14 protein-coding genes are annotated in these 15449 nt (G+C 70.0%); 3 read left to right on the forward strand and 11 right to left on the reverse strand.

Features of this window, described 5'->3' with window-relative positions; genetic code table 11:
• The first annotated feature begins 587 nt into the window (after nucleotides 1-587).
• On the forward strand, nucleotides 588-1589 hold the full coding sequence (gene trpS / locus ACZ4RZ_RS34690; RefSeq protein ID WP_467750767.1) for a tryptophan--tRNA ligase: 1002 nt from the start codon (nucleotides 588-590) through the stop codon (nucleotides 1587-1589).
• Nucleotides 1590-1798: 209 nt separating this feature from the next.
• Here trpS and proC read toward each other — a convergent pair whose 3' ends face one another.
• The 3 genes from proC to ACZ4RZ_RS34705 form a co-directional block, all read right to left on the reverse strand.
• Entirely contained in the window at nucleotides 1799-2608 is an 810-nt protein-coding gene (gene proC, locus ACZ4RZ_RS34695; RefSeq protein WP_467750768.1) for a pyrroline-5-carboxylate reductase, read from the reverse strand.
• Nucleotides 2609-2908: 300 nt separating this feature from the next.
• Nucleotides 2909-3715 carry an ABC transporter permease gene (locus tag ACZ4RZ_RS34700; RefSeq protein ID WP_467750770.1) on the reverse strand — a complete coding sequence of 269 codons (807 nt, stop codon included), beginning with the start codon at nucleotides 3713-3715 and terminating at the stop codon, nucleotides 2909-2911.
• Nucleotides 3712-4632 (reverse strand): ABC transporter ATP-binding protein, encoded by a 921-nt coding sequence (locus ACZ4RZ_RS34705; protein ID WP_467750771.1) that lies wholly within the window; start codon nucleotides 4630-4632, stop codon nucleotides 3712-3714. The genes ACZ4RZ_RS34700 and ACZ4RZ_RS34705 overlap by 4 nt, the downstream gene beginning before the upstream one ends.
• Before the next feature lie 250 nt (nucleotides 4633-4882).
• Here ACZ4RZ_RS34705 and ACZ4RZ_RS34710 point away from each other — a divergent pair, with 250 nt between their 5' ends.
• On the forward strand, nucleotides 4883-6304 hold the full coding sequence (locus ACZ4RZ_RS34710; RefSeq protein ID WP_467750773.1) for a SulP family inorganic anion transporter: 1422 nt from the start codon (nucleotides 4883-4885) through the stop codon (nucleotides 6302-6304).
• Here the strand turns inward: ACZ4RZ_RS34710 and ACZ4RZ_RS34715 are convergent.
• The 4 genes from ACZ4RZ_RS34715 to ACZ4RZ_RS34730 all read right to left on the reverse strand — a co-directional run bounded on the left by ACZ4RZ_RS34715 (nucleotide 6268) and on the right by ACZ4RZ_RS34730 (nucleotide 8446).
• Nucleotides 6268-7059: a class I SAM-dependent methyltransferase gene (locus tag ACZ4RZ_RS34715; RefSeq protein WP_467750775.1), complete on the reverse strand. Its 792-nt coding sequence runs from the start codon at nucleotides 7057-7059 to the stop codon at nucleotides 6268-6270. The two genes, ACZ4RZ_RS34710 and ACZ4RZ_RS34715, sit on opposite strands and share 37 nt — an antisense overlap.
• Before the next feature lie 147 nt (nucleotides 7060-7206).
• Nucleotides 7207-7707, reverse strand: coding sequence for an EamA/RhaT family transporter (locus tag ACZ4RZ_RS34720; protein ID WP_467750777.1), 501 nt, complete (start codon nucleotides 7705-7707; stop codon nucleotides 7207-7209).
• 54 nt (nucleotides 7708-7761) lie between these two features.
• On the reverse strand, nucleotides 7762-8043 hold the full coding sequence (locus ACZ4RZ_RS34725) for a peptidase (protein ID WP_467750950.1): 282 nt from the start codon (nucleotides 8041-8043) through the stop codon (nucleotides 7762-7764).
• Between the two features lie 82 nt (nucleotides 8044-8125).
• The gene (locus ACZ4RZ_RS34730) at nucleotides 8126-8446 is read right to left on the reverse strand and encodes a peptidase (RefSeq protein WP_467750778.1); all 321 of its coding nucleotides are present in this window, start codon (nucleotides 8444-8446) and stop codon (nucleotides 8126-8128) included.
• A 135-nt stretch (nucleotides 8447-8581) separates the two neighbouring features.
• Here ACZ4RZ_RS34730 and ACZ4RZ_RS34735 point away from each other — a divergent pair, with 135 nt between their 5' ends.
• Nucleotides 8582-10717, forward strand: a complete 2136-nt coding sequence (locus ACZ4RZ_RS34735) for a protein kinase domain-containing protein (protein ID WP_467750779.1) — start codon at nucleotides 8582-8584, stop codon at nucleotides 10715-10717.
• A gap of 54 nt (nucleotides 10718-10771) precedes the next feature.
• Here the strand turns inward: ACZ4RZ_RS34735 and ilvD are convergent, their stop codons facing one another.
• From ilvD to ACZ4RZ_RS34755, 4 genes are all read right to left on the reverse strand, one after another.
• Entirely contained in the window at nucleotides 10772-12625 is a 1854-nt protein-coding gene (gene ilvD / locus ACZ4RZ_RS34740; RefSeq protein ID WP_467750780.1) for a dihydroxy-acid dehydratase, read from the reverse strand.
• Nucleotides 12626-12818: 193 nt separating this feature from the next.
• Nucleotides 12819-13436 carry a TetR/AcrR family transcriptional regulator gene (locus ACZ4RZ_RS34745; RefSeq protein ID WP_467750781.1) on the reverse strand — a complete coding sequence of 206 codons (618 nt, stop codon included), beginning with the start codon at nucleotides 13434-13436 and terminating at the stop codon, nucleotides 12819-12821.
• Nucleotides 13433-14257 carry a sugar phosphate isomerase/epimerase family protein gene (locus ACZ4RZ_RS34750; RefSeq protein ID WP_467750783.1) on the reverse strand — a complete coding sequence of 275 codons (825 nt, stop codon included), beginning with the start codon at nucleotides 14255-14257 and terminating at the stop codon, nucleotides 13433-13435. The genes ACZ4RZ_RS34745 and ACZ4RZ_RS34750 overlap by 4 nt, the downstream gene beginning before the upstream one ends.
• 213 nt (nucleotides 14258-14470) lie before the next feature.
• Nucleotides 14471-15403 carry a Ppx/GppA family phosphatase gene (locus ACZ4RZ_RS34755; RefSeq protein ID WP_467750785.1) on the reverse strand — a complete coding sequence of 311 codons (933 nt, stop codon included), beginning with the start codon at nucleotides 15401-15403 and terminating at the stop codon, nucleotides 14471-14473.
• Nucleotides 15404-15449 lie beyond the last annotated feature (46 nt).

The following is a 15449-nucleotide window of genomic DNA, read 5'->3' on the forward strand; positions in this document are numbered from 1 at the left end:
TTCGGTCTTGCGTTTCCGACTCTATCAGATCGTTTTCCGGTCCGATTTCCTCGGTGCTTTCCAGGTTTCCGCTTCCGCGTTTCCCTTTCCGGCGGTTCCGACTCTATCAGATCCTTTCGGGCCTGACTCCCAGTCAGCGGGGCTTGTCTTCGCAGCTGTTGGGCCGTTCCGACGAGTGAGACTTTAGCGGATTCCTGGCTCCCGAGCTAATCGGGGTGGCGTCCTTTCGAACGCGGATTCCTCATTTCGCAAACACGCATGAAAACGAACCGACGACGGATCGTCGTTCGTTGAGTGCTTGTTGCGGAATGGCTGTCCGGGGACCGACCGGAGTCGACGCTCACGTCGGACAGCTCGGAGAACATTACGTAGCGGGCAGGGGTGTGTCAACTTCACTCCGGGAGCCGTCCCGGCGGCGTACCCTCGCATCCATGACTACGCATACGTGCGCCCAGCAGTGGTGGGCCGCCTGACGGCGGCCGTACTCACGTATGTACTCAACGGCCGCCGCCTCGGCGGCCGTTTCTGTGTCTCCCTCCTGGAGAGCCGGCCGGCGGGCGCGGCGGCCTCGACCAGGAGGTGGAGAGATGACGCGGATCTTCAGTGGGGTCAAGCCGACCGGGCATCTGACGCTGGGGAACTACCTGGGGGCCGTGCGGCGGTGGGCAGACGTCGATCAGCACCGGGCCGACGCCCTGTTCTGCATCGTCGATCTGCACGCGCTGACGGTGGACCACGATCCCGGGCGGGTGCGCAGGCTCAGTAGGCAGGCGGCGACGCTGTTGCTTGCGTCCGGGCTCGATCCGCAGCTGTGCACCGTGTTCGTACAGAGTCATGTGGACGAGCACGCGCGGCTGTCCTATCTGCTGGAGTGCGTCGCGACCGACGGCGAGATGCGGCGGATGATCCAGTACAAGGAGAAGGCCGCGCGCGAGCGGGATCGGGGCGGCAGTGTGCGGCTGTCGCTGCTGACCTATCCGGTGCTCATGGCGGCGGACATCCTGGCGTACGGGACCGATGAGGTGCCGGTCGGTGACGATCAGACGCAGCATGTCGAGCTGACCCGGGATCTGGCGGTGCGGTTCAACCAGCGTTATGGGCACACGTTCGTGGTGCCTCGGGCCACGCGTCCGGAGGTGGCTGCGCGGGTCATGAATCTGCAGGAGCCGACGTCGAAGATGGGGAAGAGCGACGACGTCGGACCCGGAGTCGTCTATCTGCTCGACGAGCCGGATGTCGTGCGGAAGAAGATCATGCGGGCCATGACGGACAGCGGGCGGGATGTCGAGTACGACCGGGAGGGGCGGCCTGGGGTCTCGAATCTGCTGGAGATTCTCGCTGCCTGCGAGGGTAGGAACCCCGAAGCCTTGAGCGGTGTATATGAGTCGTACGGCGCTTTGAAGAAGGACACCGCAGAGGCCGTGGTCGAGCTCCTCAGGCCCGTACAGGAAAGGCACAAGCAGTTGTGCGCGGATCCTGCTTACGTGGAGGGGGTGTTGCGAGACGGTGCGGAGAAGGCCAGGGAGATGGCCAGGCCAAGGGTGGACGCGGCATACACGGCAATCGGCTTGCTGCCGGCGACGGAGTAGCTGACCGCCGTCACGCTGCTACGGCTGCTGCGCTGGGCCACCGCTGTTACCACTGTGGGCCATCGTCCCGCAGGGCGATGGGGGTCCCTCCTGCTCGAATGAAGTTGAGAGCTGGAGGGAGGGCGGGCACACCCTGCAGCGCCGGGGGCCGTGTTGAGCGGGGCCTGGCCCCGGCGCCGGGCAAGGGCGAGCCCAGCGCCGGGTACGGGTCAGCTGTTGCCGGAGGCGAGCTGGCGGCTGCGGTCACGGGCCGCCTCCAGCGCGGCGATGAGCGCGGCACGCACCCCGTGGTTCTCCAGTTCGCGGATCGCGTTGATCGTGGTGCCCGCGGGGGACGTGACGTTCTCGCGGAGCTTCACGGGGTGCTCCCCGCTGTCGCGGAGCATCACGGCGGCGCCGATCGCGGACTGGACGATCAGGTCGTGCGCCTTGTCGCGGGGCAGGCCGAGCAGGATGCCCGCGTCCGTCATGGCCTCGACCAAGTAGAAGAAGTACGCCGGTCCCGATCCGGAGAGGGCGGTGCAGGCGTCCTGCTGGGACTCGGGGACGCGGAGCGTCTTGCCGACGGCGCCGAAGATCTCCTCGGCGTGCGCGAGGTGCTCGGCGGTGGCGTGGCTGCCGGCGGAGATGACGGACATGGCCTCGTCGACGAGGGCGGGGGTGTTCGTCATGACACGGACGACTGGGGTGCCTGTGGCCAGGCGCTCCTCGAAGAAGGAGGTGGGGATGCCTGCCGCACCGCTGATGACCAGGCGGTCGGCGGGGATGTGCGGGGCGAGTTCGTCGAGGAGGGTTCCCATGTCCTGCGGCTTGACCGTGAGGATCAGGGTGTCGGCGGTCTTCGCTGCCTCCGGGTTGGTGACCGGGATGACTCCGTAGCGTTCGTGGAGTTCTTTGGCTCGCTCGGGGCGGCGGGCGGTGACCAGGAGGTCGGTGGGGGCCCAGCCGGCTCGGATCATTCCGCTGAGCAGCGCTTCGCCGATCTTGCCGGTGCCTAGGACTGCGACTTTCTGGGTCATGGTGCGGTGCCCTCCGGGGGGTGCGTCGTCCGGGGTCCATCCTCGCACCGGGGGTGCTGGTTGGGTGGGGGTGTCCGTTGGGCGGGACGCCGGTTGTCCAGTTGCCCAGGGTCGGGGCTGGGGGCGGTGTGCGTTCGCTTACCGGCGCTTGCAGGGTGCCGGTGCGCCCAGCCGTGCCGCCGCCAGCGGCACGCATGCCCGCAGCCAGAGCAATCACGGCGACAGCACCGTGCCGATGCCGGGGGGCAGGCGCTCCAGCGACACGACTGCCCGCAGCTGGGGCTACGGGCGTCGGCTGCGTCATGCCGTTCGGCGCCTCAGTGTTGCTGCGCCCAAGGTCAGTACGAGTAGGGCGCAGCCCGCCACGATCAGTGCGTCGCGGACGAAGTTGGCTGTCATGTCGGTGTGTTTGAGGACTTCGTTCATGCCGTCGACGGCGTAGGACATGGGGAGGACGTCGGAGATCGCTTCGAGGGCGGGGTGCATGTTGGAGCGGGGGGTGAAGAGGCCGCAGAGGAGGAGTTGGGGGAAGATCACGGCCGGCATGAATTGGACCGCCTGGAATTCGGAGGCGGCGAAGGCCGAGACGAAGAGGCCGAGGGCGGTGCCGAGAAGCGCGTCGAGCAGGGCGACGAGCAGGAGCAGCCAGGGGGAGCCGACCACGTCCAGGCCCAGGAACCAGACCGCCAGGCCGGTGGCCAGGGCCGACTGGACGATGGCCAGGGCGCCGAAGGCCAAGGCATAGCCGGCGATCAGGTCGCCCTTGCCGAGGGGCATGGCGAGGAGGCGTTCGAGGGTGCCCGAGGTGCGCTCGCGGAGGGTGGCGATCGAGGTCACCAGAAACATCGTGATGAGCGGGAAGATCCCGAGGAGGGAGGCGCCGATGGAGTCGAAGGTGCGCGGGCTGCCGTCGAACACGTAGCGGAGCAGTACGAGCATCACGCACGGGATGAGGATCATCAGCGCGATGGTGCGCGGGTCGTGGCGGAGTTGGCGCAGCACGCGAGTCGCGGTGGCGGTGGTGCGGGAGAGGTTGAGGGCGCTCGGGCGTGGCGTCGGGGTCGCGGGCCTGCCTGTGCTGACGCTCGTGGATGCGGTGGTGCTCATCGGACGGTCTCCTTGCGGGGGTGCTCACCGGACGTTGAGCCGGTGTCGGCCGCGTTGCCCGCCGCGGACCGGTTGCCCGCCGCGATCGCCTCGTCGACCAGGTGGAGGAAGGCGGCTTCGACGGTGTCGGAGCCGGTGCTGTCCCGCAGGGCGTCGGGGGTGTCGTCGGCGAGGATCTCGCCCTCGCGCATCAGGAGGAGGCGGTGGCAGCGCTCGGCCTCGTCCATGACGTGGGAGGAGATCAGGAGAGTCGCCTGCCGCTCAGCGGCGATGGCGTGGAAGAGGTTCCACAGGTCGCGGCGCAGGACCGGGTCGAGGCCGACGGTGGGTTCGTCGAGGACCAGGAGTTCCGGGGTGCCGAGCAGGGCGACCGCGAGGGAGACGCGGCTGCGCTGGCCGCCGGAGAGGTTGCCGGCAAGAGAGTCGGCGTGGGAAGCGAGGTCGACGTCGGCGATGGCCTGGGTGACGTTGGCATGGCGGCGTTCGGCGGCGGCGCGGCCCGGGTCGAGGATCGCGGCGAAGTAGTCGAGGTTCTGGCGGACGGTCAGGTCGTCGTAGACGGAGGGGGCTTGGGTGACGTAGCCGATGCGGGAGCGGAGGGTCGCGTGACCGGCGGGGTGACCGAGGACTTCGAGTGTGCCGGCGACTTTGGCCTGGGTGCCGACTGTCGAGCGCATCAGGGTCGATTTGCCGCAGCCGGAGGGGCCGAGCAGGCCGGTGATCTGGCCGCGCGGTACGGCGAAGTCGAGGCCTCGCAGGACGGTGCGTGTGCCGCGTACGACGGTGAGGCATTCGGCACGGACGGCGGGCGACTGCGCGGGGTCGGGTGAACCCGCGGGGTCGGGTGGACGCTCATTTATAATCATCACGCGATGAATATTCCTCCTGCGGGGCGGACTGGTCAAGCCCCGTCGCATCAGGCGGCGCAGGCGCGCGTCGGCGTGATCGGAAGGGGGCGCTCCGGCGCGTAGCGGGGTGGCGCACTCCCGTCTTCACGCGGCGGTTACACGGAAGGGCTGCGCGATCAACTTCCGTTACCGACAATGGATTTCAGTGCGCGCGGTCAAACACCCGTGTTGGGTCTGTGCGTCGCGTCGTACGTCCGCCGTGCCCTCCCCCGGCTCGGCACCCACGCATCTCCCGCTCCCCATGGGAGGTGCCGTTGTCATGCGTAAAGCGGATCTGTTCGCGTCCCTCGTCGTATTTCTCGTCGCGCTGCCCCTGTGCGTGGGGGTCGCCATGGCCTCCGGTGTGCCCGCCGAGTTGGGGCTGGTGACCGGGATCGTCGGCGGGCTGGTCGCCGGGATACTGCCCGGCAGCAGCCTGCAGGTCAGCGGGCCCGCGGCCGGGCTGACCGTGCTCGTGTACGAGGCGGTGCAGTCGTACGGCGTGCGGGCGCTGGGTGTGTTGGTGCTCGCGGCCGGGCTGGTGCAGCTCGGGCTCGGGGTGCTGCGGCTGGGACGGTGGTTCCGGGCCGTGTCCGTGGCCGTGGTGCAAGGGATGCTCGCCGGGATCGGGCTCGTGCTGATCGCGGGCCAGGTGTACGCGATGGGCGACGCGCCCGCGCCTGCGAGCGGGCTCGGGAAGATCGTCGGGCTGGTGTCGCTGCCGGGCGCCGCCGACCCGGTGGCGCTGGTGCTCGGCGGTGCCACCGTGGTCGTACTCGTGCTGTGGCCGCGTTGGCGGCGGGGGGCGCGTGTGGTGCCCGCACCGCTGCTGGCGGTGGCGCTCGCGTCGGCCGTGACCGGGGTGTTCGACCTGTCCGTGCGGCGGGTCGAGGTGCGCGGGCTGCTCGATGCCGTACGGCTGCCGTCCGCGGGGGATTTGGGGCGGCTCACGGAAGTGGGCGTGATCGGGACGGTGCTGGCGTTCGCGCTGATCGCGTCGGCCGAGTCGTTGTTCAGCGCGGCGGCCGTGGACCGGCTGCACCGGGGGCCGCGGACCGACTACGACCGGGAGTTGATCGCGCAGGGCGCGGGGAATGCCGTGTGCGGGGTGCTCGGGGCGCTGCCGATGACCGCGGTGATCGTGCGGAGTGCGGCGAATGTGCAGGCCGGGGCGCGGACGAAGGTGTCGCGCGTGCTGCACGGGGTGTGGCTGCTGGTCTTCACTGCCCTGGTGCCCGGCGTCCTCGGATTGATTCCGGTGGCGGCGCTGGCGGGGCTGCTCGTGCACGCGGGCTGCAAGCTGGTGCCGGTACGGGAGTTGGGGCCGCTGTGGCGGGCGCATCGGGGGGAACTGGTGGTGCTCACCGTGACGGCGGTGGCCATCGTGGCCGGGAACCTGTTCGAGGGCGTGCTGGTCGGGCTCGCGCTCGCCGTGGCCAAGACCGCGTGGGACATCAGCCATGTGCACATCGAGACCGAGGACCGGGGAGCCTCCGGAATGGTCGTACGAGTGGTCGGCAACGCGACCTTCCTGCGGCTGCCCAAGCTGCTGGACGCCTTGGAGGCGTTGCCGCACGACCGGGACGTACGGCTGGAGTTGGGCGGGCTGCGGCACGTGGACCACGCCTGTGCGGCGGCCCTGGAGGGATGGGCCGCCGGGCGGGATCACGAACAGGTCGCCACCAGCAGGTCCACGACGTAGGTCTCCTCCACGATTGCGTCCGGGAAGCTCCGGAGGAGGTGCCCCCTCTCCTCGGCGAGGAATTCCGCGGTGCGTTCCTCGCCGAGGACCAGGAACTGCGAGTGGCTGCCGATGTTGGCGAGGTGCGTGTCCACGGCGACGCGGCGGCTCCAGCGGACTTGGCGGCGGTCGAAGGCGAGTCGGCCGCTCGGATCGGCGGCGAGGGTGGACGCTGCCCTTGCGCCGCTGCCGCTCTTTTCGGCCACCTGGTCGATGCCGAGATAGCGCTCCGCGCGGTCGGCGGCCTCGGCGATCCACGGGACGTCCAGGGCGTGGGTGTTCCACCAGAGCGCGAGGGCGCCGCCCGGGCGCAGGACGCGCAGGGCCTCCGGCACGGAGTGGGCCGTGTCGGTCCAGTGCCAGGACTGGGCGTAGGTGAGGAAGTCGGCGGAGGCGGTGGCGAGGGGCAGGGCGTTGCCATCGCCTCGGACGATCGGGATGTGGGGGAGGGTGCGGCGGAATTCGGCGGTCATGCCGTCGCCGGGTTCGACGGCGAGGACGTCCGCGCCCCTTTCGTGGAGGAGTGCGGTGGCGATGCCGGTGCCTGCGCCTACGTCGATGACCTTCGCGCCGGTGAGGGGGCGGGTCGCGAGGGCTTCGATCGCGTCGAAGAGGGCGGGCGGGTAGGAGGGGCGGTTTGCGGCGTATTGGGCTGCGGCGGTGTTGAAGGAGTGGGCTCGGGTGGGCGTGGGGGGCTGGGGAGGGGGCGTCGTCATACGGTCATGGTGGAGGGTGGGTCGGGGGTGGGGGTAGGGGGTTTCGCCGCCTCCGCCCCTGTCCGTCCCGTACCTGGGCTGCCGCCCCCAGGCCCCCGCTTTTGCGCTGACGCGCTCGTCCTCGAACGCCGGACGGGCTACTGCCGGCTAGGAGCGGCGGCCTCGCTTGCGGGACGGGTTGCCCGTGCGGCGCTTGGTGCGGCGCTCGTACTGCTCCCGTGCCGTCTCGTACTCCTCGCGGTGGATTCTCTCGCCCGGGGCCTCGGTGAGGGAGCGGAAGAAGTAGGCGAGGAGGGAGCCGATGAAGCCGATGGCCAGGAGGCCGCGCAGGGAGGCCTGGCGGTCAGGGTCGGGGCGCTTGCCGAACGCGTCCCAGGTGTGCCGGAACGCGAGGGCACTGCAGACCGCGAACATGACCACGACCAGGACGGTCACGGGCTTGCCCACATCCGCGATCGCCAGGCCCTGGTAGGCGAAGCGGAGGACGAAGCAGGCGGCCACCGCCGCCGCCAGGGCGCCCACGGCGACGCCGATACGGCGGCCCGTGTAGCCGCCGTCGTGCTCCACCCAGCTCGTCCCGAAGAAACGCAGGGGCTCGGGCTGGGGCCCCGCGGGGGTACCGGTTCCGTTCTCGGTCTCGTCGCTCACCCGACGATTATCGCTCCGGTGGCTGTCGCGGGGTCCTTGGCCATGGCGAGTCGATCACGCACAGCGCGGCGCGACATAGCCATCGCTGCCCGTATTCACGTACGCATCGGCCACGAACTGCGCGTTGGCGATGTTGTCCCAGATGTCAGAGGTTCCGTACGGACCAGTGACCGTCTCCCCCGGGTTCTGGCAGCGGATGGGAATGCTGGAACCCGCCGGCAGCGTGCGGACGACCCGGTAGTGCGTGCCCGGGCCGCTCCGAACGTTGACGCTGTGGCCCAGCGCGATCGGGTAGGTCCGGGGGGCGGCTGCTGCCTGAGACGCGGCCCCCGCCATCACCAGGAGCGTTGTCACGAGCCCTCCGACGAGCATGCCCCGTCTCCCGGACCCGGTCTTCGCTGTCGTTTTCCCCTCGTCCTCAGGAGCAGCGCGGGGCAACGTAGCCATCGCTGCCCGTTTGTACGTACGCGTCCGACACGAACTGCCCGTTGGAGATGTTGTCCCAGATCTTTGTCGTCCCGTACGGACCGCTGACGGTCTCTCCGGGGCACTGGCAGTAGATCGGGACGCGCGAGCCCGCGGGCAGAATGCGGACGATGCTGAAGTGGGTACCCGGGCCGCTGCGGACGTTGACGTTGTACCCCGGCGCGATCGGGTACGTGCGCAGCGCCTCGGCGCTCAGGGACTCGGCAGCCGCCGTCGCTCCGGCGCCCGTGATCTCTATGTCTTCCGTGGCCATTCTGGCCTCCCCCGTTGAATAGTTCACGCCAAAATCGTGCTGAGCGCCGAGGCTAGCAAGCCGCCGAGGTTTCGCACGAAGCATCGACTAGGCTCTGCGCGTCGCGTATGCGGACGGACCACACGGGGGTGAGTGATGCCGCCACAGCGCAGCACCGGTACGGACCCGGAAGCGGAACATCCGCGCTACGCCGGGCAGTACCTGCTGGAGGCGGAACTCGGCTCCGGTGGCATGGGCATCGTGCATCTGGCACGGTCCGCCTCCGGGTTGCGGCTCGCCGTCAAAGTCGTGCACGCCGAGTTTTCCCAAGACCCCGAGTTCCGGGGGCGGTTCAGGCAGGAAGTCGCGGCCGCCCGGCGCGTGAGCGGTGCCTTCACCGCGCCCGTCGTGGACGCCGACCCCGAGGCCGCCCATCCGTGGATGGCAACACTGTTCATCCCCGGGCCGACGCTCGCCGAGCACGTGAAGCGGAATGGTGCGCTGCCGCCCGCGCGGCTGCGCCATCTCATGGCGGGCCTCGCCGAGGCCCTGCGCGACATTCACAGGGCCGGGGTCGTACATCGTGATCTCAAACCCAGCAACGTTTTGCTGGCCGACGACGGGCCGAAAGTCATCGACTTCGGTATCTCGCGGCCCTCCGACAGTGAATTGCGTACGGAGACAGGCAAGTTGATCGGCACTCCGCCGTTCATGGCTCCCGAACAATTCCGCAGGCCACGGCAGGTCGGTCCGGCCGCCGACGTCTTCGCTCTGGGCTCGGTGATCGTGCACGCGGCCACCGGGAGCGGACCCTTCGACTCCGACAGTCCGTATCTCGTCGCGTATCAAGTCGTTCACGACGAGCCGGACTTGACAGGCGTACCCGAGGATTTGGTCGACCTCGTCTCCCGCTGTCTCGCCAAGGAGCCCGAGGACCGGCCCACGCCGGACGAACTGATGACGGCACTGCGGTCGGTTTCGGCCTCGTACGACACCCAGGCGTTCATACCCGAACAGCGCACCGGGAACGGGGAGTCGGCACGGTCCGGGAAGGGGATTACCCCGGAGCCGAGGCGCGACCGACCCGACTCGATTGCGAAAAAGGCACCTGCGCAACGACGTTGGCGACTTCGCGCCGCCATCGCCGCTGCCGCGCTCGTGGCAGCCGTCGGCGCCGTCACTCTCCTCAGCGGCCCGGACGCCCAGGCCCCGAAGAAGCACGACCCAAAGCAGGCGAAGAGCAGCTTCCAGCCGTGGGATGCCGACTTGCGCGCCTCCGGCGCCAAAGCCGACGGGCTGCCGCAATGCACTTACGGGTCCCGGAAGTTGTACTGCGTCCGTCCCGGCGTCCTGGCCGCCGCAGTCGATCCGGCGGACGGCCATGTGCTGTGGTCCCGGAGCGACACAGGGCGGGCGAGTTCCTACTCCACGCCCCCGCCGGTACTGTCCGGTGGACTCCTGCACGTCGAGAGTCGGAACGGAAAGCGCCTGACGGCGCTGAACCCCGCGACAGGCGTGACCCGTTGGAGTCGCGACATCTCTCGCTACGACGGCCGGGTCGCCCACGTCGGCGGCGTCGTCCTGCTCACCGGACCCGACTCCAAGGTCGTCGCGCTGGACGCCGCGACGGGCGAGGAGAAGTGGCGCCATGCGATCCCGGGGCAGGCCTTGCCTCAATTCCTCTCGTACGAAGACGGGGTCGCCTACGCGGTCACGCCGAGCGGAAACGACACACGGGTGGCCGCGGTGGACCCGCAGACCGGTGCCATGTCCTGGCAGCAGCGCCTGGACGGAGCGCTGAGCCTCGTGGGCGCCCAGGACGGAGCGGTCTGGTTCACCTCGACCACAATCGACCAGTACACAGACTCCATCGTGCGATACGACATCGCGCGCCGCACGGCTCACCGTGTCGCACTGCGTCATCCACTGCCGACGACGCAGACCGTCGTACGGGGGGACACGGCATATCTGCTGGGCGGCGACGGCACGCTGGTGGCCGTCAACGCCACGACGTCGAACCAGCTCTGGCGCGTGGAGACCTCCGTAAGCAAGGCCTCGGCTCCCGTCGTGGCCGGACATCGGCTCTACCTCACCGCGGTGGACGGTCGGCTCCTCGCCGTCGACGCCGATCGAGGCACGCTGCTCGGGCAGACGAAGCCACGGCTCGGCAACGACCGGGGCTCGCTCGTCAGCACCTTCCCCGCCCCGGTCCCCGCCAACAACAAGATCTACTCAACCGCCCCCGACGGCACCCTCTTCGCAGTGGACGCCCGCGACCCCTCGGCCTGGTGAGGCGGAAAAACGGAAAGGGGCCGCTCCCGAAGGAGCGGCCCCCGACCCAAGACGTCAGCCCAGCTTCGACACGTCCCGCACCGCGCCCTTGTCCGCGCTCGTGGCCATCGCGGCGTACGCGCGCAGCGCGGCCGAGACCTTGCGCTCGCGGTCGGCCGGGGCGTAGACGCCGTTGAGGGCGTCCCGGCGCGCGGCCAGTTCCTCGTCCGACACGAGCAGCTCGATCGACCGGTTGGGGATGTCGATGCGGATGCGGTCGCCGTCCTGGACCAGGGCGATGGTGCCGCCGGAGGCCGCCTCGGGGGAGGCGTGGCCGATGGACAGGCCGGACGTGCCGCCGGAGAAGCGGCCGTCGGTGATCAGGGCGCAGGTCTTGCCGAGGCCGCGGCCCTTGAGGAAGGAGGTCGGGTAGAGCATCTCCTGCATACCCGGGCCGCCCTTGGGGCCCTCATAGCGGATGACCACGACGTCGCCGTCCGTGACCTGCTTGTTGAGGATCTTCTCGACGGCTTCTTCCTGCGACTCACAGACGACCGCCGGGCCCTCGAAGGTCCAGATCGACTCGTCGACGCCGGCCGTCTTCACGACGCAGCCGTCGACCGCCAGGTTGCCCTTCAGGACCGCCAGGCCGCCGTCCTTGGAGTACGCGTGCTCGGCGGAGCGGATGCAGCCGTTCTCGGCGTCCTCGTCGAGGGCCTCCCAGCGCTCGGACTGGGAGAAGGCCTCGGCGGAGCGGACGCAGCCGGGGGCGGCATGCCACAGCTCGATCGCCTCGGGGGACGGGGAGCCCGCCCGCACGTCCCACGTCTTCAGCCAGTCGGAGAGGGACGGGCTGTGGACGGAGTGCACGTCCTCGTTCAGCAGGCCGGCGCGGTGCAGCTCGCCCAGCAGGGCCGGGATGCCGCCCGCGCGGTGCACGTCCTCCATGTAGTACGTGCGGTCCTTGGCGACGTTCGGGGCGACCTTGGCGAGGCACGGCACCCGGCGCGAGACCTCGTTGATCTCCTCCAGGCCGAAGGGGACGCCCGCCTCCTGGGCGGCGGCCAGCAGGTGCAGGATCGTGTTGGTGGAGCCGCCCATCGCGATGTCGAGGGCCATGGCGTTCTCGAAGGCCTCGAAGGTGGCGATGTTGCGGGGCAGGACCGACTCGTCGTCCTGGTCGTAGTAGCGGCGCGTGATGTCGACGACCGTGCGGGCCGCGTCCTCGTACAGACCCTTGCGGGCCGTGTGCGTGGCGAGGACCGAGCCGTTGCCCGGGAGGGACAGGCCGATCGCCTCGGTCAGGCAGTTCATCGAGTTGGCGGTGAACATGCCGGAGCAGGAGCCGCAGGTCGGACAGGCGTTCTCCTCGATACGGAGGATGTCCTCGTCCGAGATCTTGTCGTTCACGGCGTCGGAGATCGCGTCGACCAGGTCGAGGGTGCGGACCGTGCCGTCGACCAGGGTGGCGCGGCCGGACTCCATGGGTCCGCCGGAGACGAAGACCGTCGGGATGTTCAGGCGGAGCGCCGCCATCAGCATGCCCGGGGTGATCTTGTCGCAGTTGGAGATGCAGATCAGGGCGTCTGCGCAGTGCGCCTCGACCATGTACTCCACGCTGTCCGCGATCAGGTCGCGGGAGGGGAGGGAGTACAGCATGCCGCCGTGGCCCATCGCGATGCCGTCGTCGACGGCGATCGTGTTGAACTCGCGCGCGATGCCCCCGGCCGCCGTGATCGCCTCGCTGACGATGCGGCCGACCGGCTGCAGGTGGGTGTGGCCCGGCACGAACTCCGTGAAGGAGTTGGCGACCGCGATGATCGGCTTCCGTCCGATGTCCGCGCCCGGTACACCGGAGGCGCGCATAAGGGCGCGTGCGCCCGCCATGTTGCGGCCGTGGGTGACTGTGCGGGACCTCAGCTCGGGCATCGTCGCTCGCTCCTTCGGGGAGGCATGAGGAGAGTTATGGCTGATGTCGAGCGTACGCCGGTGCTCCAGGATCCGGACAGGCCGTCCGGAATGCGGGATGCACGTCTCGACAAGCGGCTACCGTCTCACGGCATACGCCCTCGTCAGCGGCCCTCCGGTGAAGCAGCTGTCCGCCGCCGGTGCTCCCGATCGCTCACGGGTTCGTCAGGTGCCCCTGTACGACCGGTGCGACCCGCCCGATGATCCGCTCCGGGTCCGCCGAAGCCAGCGGCTCCACCTTGATCACGTACCGCAGCATCGCGACCCCGACGAGCTGGGCGGCGGCCAGCTCCGCGCGCAGCTCCGCGTCCGGGAGGTCGAGCTGCCCGGCGATGCGGCGCAGCAGCTGGGTGGCGATGAGGCGGCGGAAGACGGCGGCAGCGGCCTCGTTGTTCACGGCGGAGCGGACGATCGCGAGGAGTGGCGTACGGGTGGCCGGGTTCTCCCAGATGCCGAAGATGAAACGGGTCAGACGCTCGCCGACACCTTCGAGGGGACCCTCCTCGACCGCGGCCGGGGCGTCCAGGGCGGGCGCGAAGGCCACCTCGATGGCCGCCTCGAAGACCTGCTCCTTGGTGCCGAAGTAGTGGTGCACGAGCGCGGAGTCCACGCCGGCGGCCTTGGCGATGCCGCGGACCGATGTCTTCTCGTATCCGCGCTCGGAGAACTCCTCGCGGGCCGCCTCCAGGATGCGGTCACGGGTGGCGGGGGCCGCCTCCGTCTGCGTACGGGAGGGGCGTCCCCGGCCTCTGCGGGGTGCGGCGTCCGTCACCGGCGGGGCACCTTCACCGCGGAGGCGAGGTGGAGCCGGGTGAAGGCCAGGGCCTCCGCCAGGTCGGCCTCGCGTTCGGCGCTCGACATCGCGCGGCGGGTGTTGACCTCGATGACGACATGGCCGTCGAAGCCGGAGTGCGCGAGGCGCTCCAGGAGCTCGGCGCAGGGCTGGGTGCCGCGGCCCGGGACCAGGTGCTCGTCCTTGTTGGACCCGTTGCCGTCGGCGAGGTGGACGTGGCCGAGGCGGTCGCCCATGCGGTCGATCATCTGCAGGGCGTCGGTGCGGGCCGTCGAGGTGTGGCTGAGGTCGATCGTGAAGTGGCGGTAGTCGTCCTTCGTCACGTCCCAGTCGGGGGCGTACGCGAGCATCTCGCGGTCGCGGTAGCGCCAGGGGTACATGTTTTCGACGGCGAACCGTACGTCCGTCTCGTTCGCCATCCGCCAGATGCCGCTGACGAAGTCGCGCGCGTACTGGCGCTGCCAGCGGAACGGGGGGTGGACGACCACGGTCGACGCGCCGAGCTTCTCCGCCGCAGCCTGGGCGCGCTGGAGCTTGACCCACGGGTCGGTGGACCAGACGCGCTGGGTGATGAGCAGGCAGGGGGCGTGAACGGCGAGGATCGGGATCTGGTGGTAGTCGCTGAGTCTGCGCAGTGCCTCGATGTCCTGGCTGACCGGGTCGGTCCACACCATGACCTCGACACCGTCGTAGCCGAGGCGCGCGGCGATCTCGAAGGCCGTCGCCGTCGACTCCGGGTAGACGGAGGCCGTGGACAGCGCGACCTTCGCATCCGGGATGCGCACCACTGGTTCTGCCACGAGGGACAGAGTACGGGTTGCCTCCGGCGGTTTGCCGAGGGTGGTGGGCGTTGGCCGGGGGGTTCTGGTGACCCCCCGGCCGGAGCGCCTGTTCGCCGTGGCGGGATTCGCCGCGGGGCGGCTGCGGGCTTGCTGTGGCTGGTCGCGCCCGCGCGGCGGAGCCGCATGATGTCGCAGCCCCGCCCCTTCGGGCCGCGGGTGTGTCCCCCTGCCCTATTCCGATGCCATGTGGTCCAGGCGCCGCAGGATGACGCCCTCCCGCAGCGCCCACGGGCAGATCTCGACGCTTTCCACGCCGAAGAGGTCCATCGCACCCTCGGCCACGAGGGCGCCGGCGAGGAGTTGGCCGGAACGGCCCGGGGAGACGCCGGGGAGTTCGGCGCGCTCCTCGGCGGTCATCGAGGTGAGGCGGGGGACCCAGTCCTCCAGGGAGCGGCGCTTGAGCTCGCGCTGGACGTACAGGCCATCCGTGGAGCGCGCGGCGCCGGCGATGCGGGCGAGCGCCTTGAAGGTCTTGGAGGTGGCGACCACGTGGTCGGGTGCGCCGAAGCGGCTGAACTCGCCGACCGTCCGGGCGATCTGCGCCCGCACGTGGCGGCGCAGCGCCTTGACATCGGCAGGGTCGGCCGGATCGGTGGGGAGCCAGCCCGCGGTGAGTCGTCCGGCTCCGAGCGGCAGCGACACGGCAGCGTCCGGCTCCTCGTCTATGCCGTACGCGATCTCCAGGGAACCGCCGCCGATGTCGAGGACGAGCAGCTTGCCCGCGGACCAGCCGAACCAGCGGCGGGCGGCCAGGAATGTGAGCCGGGCCTCCTCCGCGCCGGTGAGGACCTGGAGCTCGACGCCGGTCTCGGCCTGCACCCGGGCCAGTACGTCATCGGCGTTGCTGGCCTCGCGCACGGCGGAGGTCGCGAACGGCAGCAGGGCCTCGACGCCCTTGTCCTCGGCGGCCTCCAGCGCGTCCTGGACCGTCGCGGTCAGTTTGTCGACGCCTTCGGGGCCGATCGCCCCCGTCCCGTCGAGAAGTTGGGCAAGCCGCAATTCGGCCTTGTGCGAATGCGCGGGAAGCGGGCGTGCGCCGGGGTGGGCGTCCACCACCAGCAAGTGCACCGTGTTCGAACCCACGTCGAGGACACCGAGTCTCATATACGGAACGCTACTGCGCTTACGGCGATCGACCGTCCCCGGAGCG

It is taken from the genome of Streptomyces sp. NPDC027189 (genome assembly GCF_055566975.1).

What these genes read in the sequence shown, in the direction of transcription:
- trpS (WP_467750767.1), top strand. Translation starts at nt 588, where the DNA reads ATGACGCGGATCTTCAGTGGGGTCAAGCCGACCGGGCATCTGACGCTG.
- proC (WP_467750768.1), bottom strand. Translation starts at nt 2,608, where the DNA reads ATGACCCAGAAAGTCGCAGTCCTAGGCACCGGCAAGATCGGCGAAGCG.
- ACZ4RZ_RS34700 (WP_467750770.1), bottom strand. Translation starts at nt 3,715, where the DNA reads ATGAGCACCACCGCATCCACGAGCGTCAGCACAGGCAGGCCCGCGACC.
- ACZ4RZ_RS34705 (WP_467750771.1), bottom strand. Translation starts at nt 4,632, where the DNA reads ATGCGACGGGGCTTGACCAGTCCGCCCCGCAGGAGGAATATTCATCGC.
- ACZ4RZ_RS34710 (WP_467750773.1), top strand. Translation starts at nt 4,883, where the DNA reads ATGCGTAAAGCGGATCTGTTCGCGTCCCTCGTCGTATTTCTCGTCGCG.
- ACZ4RZ_RS34715 (WP_467750775.1), bottom strand. Translation starts at nt 7,059, where the DNA reads ATGACGACGCCCCCTCCCCAGCCCCCCACGCCCACCCGAGCCCACTCC.
- ACZ4RZ_RS34725 (WP_467750950.1), bottom strand. Translation starts at nt 8,043, where the DNA reads ATGGCGGGGGCCGCGTCTCAGGCAGCAGCCGCCCCCCGGACCTACCCG.
- ACZ4RZ_RS34730 (WP_467750778.1), bottom strand. Translation starts at nt 8,446, where the DNA reads ATGGCCACGGAAGACATAGAGATCACGGGCGCCGGAGCGACGGCGGCT.
- ACZ4RZ_RS34735 (WP_467750779.1), top strand. Translation starts at nt 8,582, where the DNA reads ATGCCGCCACAGCGCAGCACCGGTACGGACCCGGAAGCGGAACATCCG.
- ilvD (WP_467750780.1), bottom strand. Translation starts at nt 12,625, where the DNA reads ATGCCCGAGCTGAGGTCCCGCACAGTCACCCACGGCCGCAACATGGCG.
- ACZ4RZ_RS34755 (WP_467750785.1), bottom strand. Translation starts at nt 15,403, where the DNA reads ATGAGACTCGGTGTCCTCGACGTGGGTTCGAACACGGTGCACTTGCTG.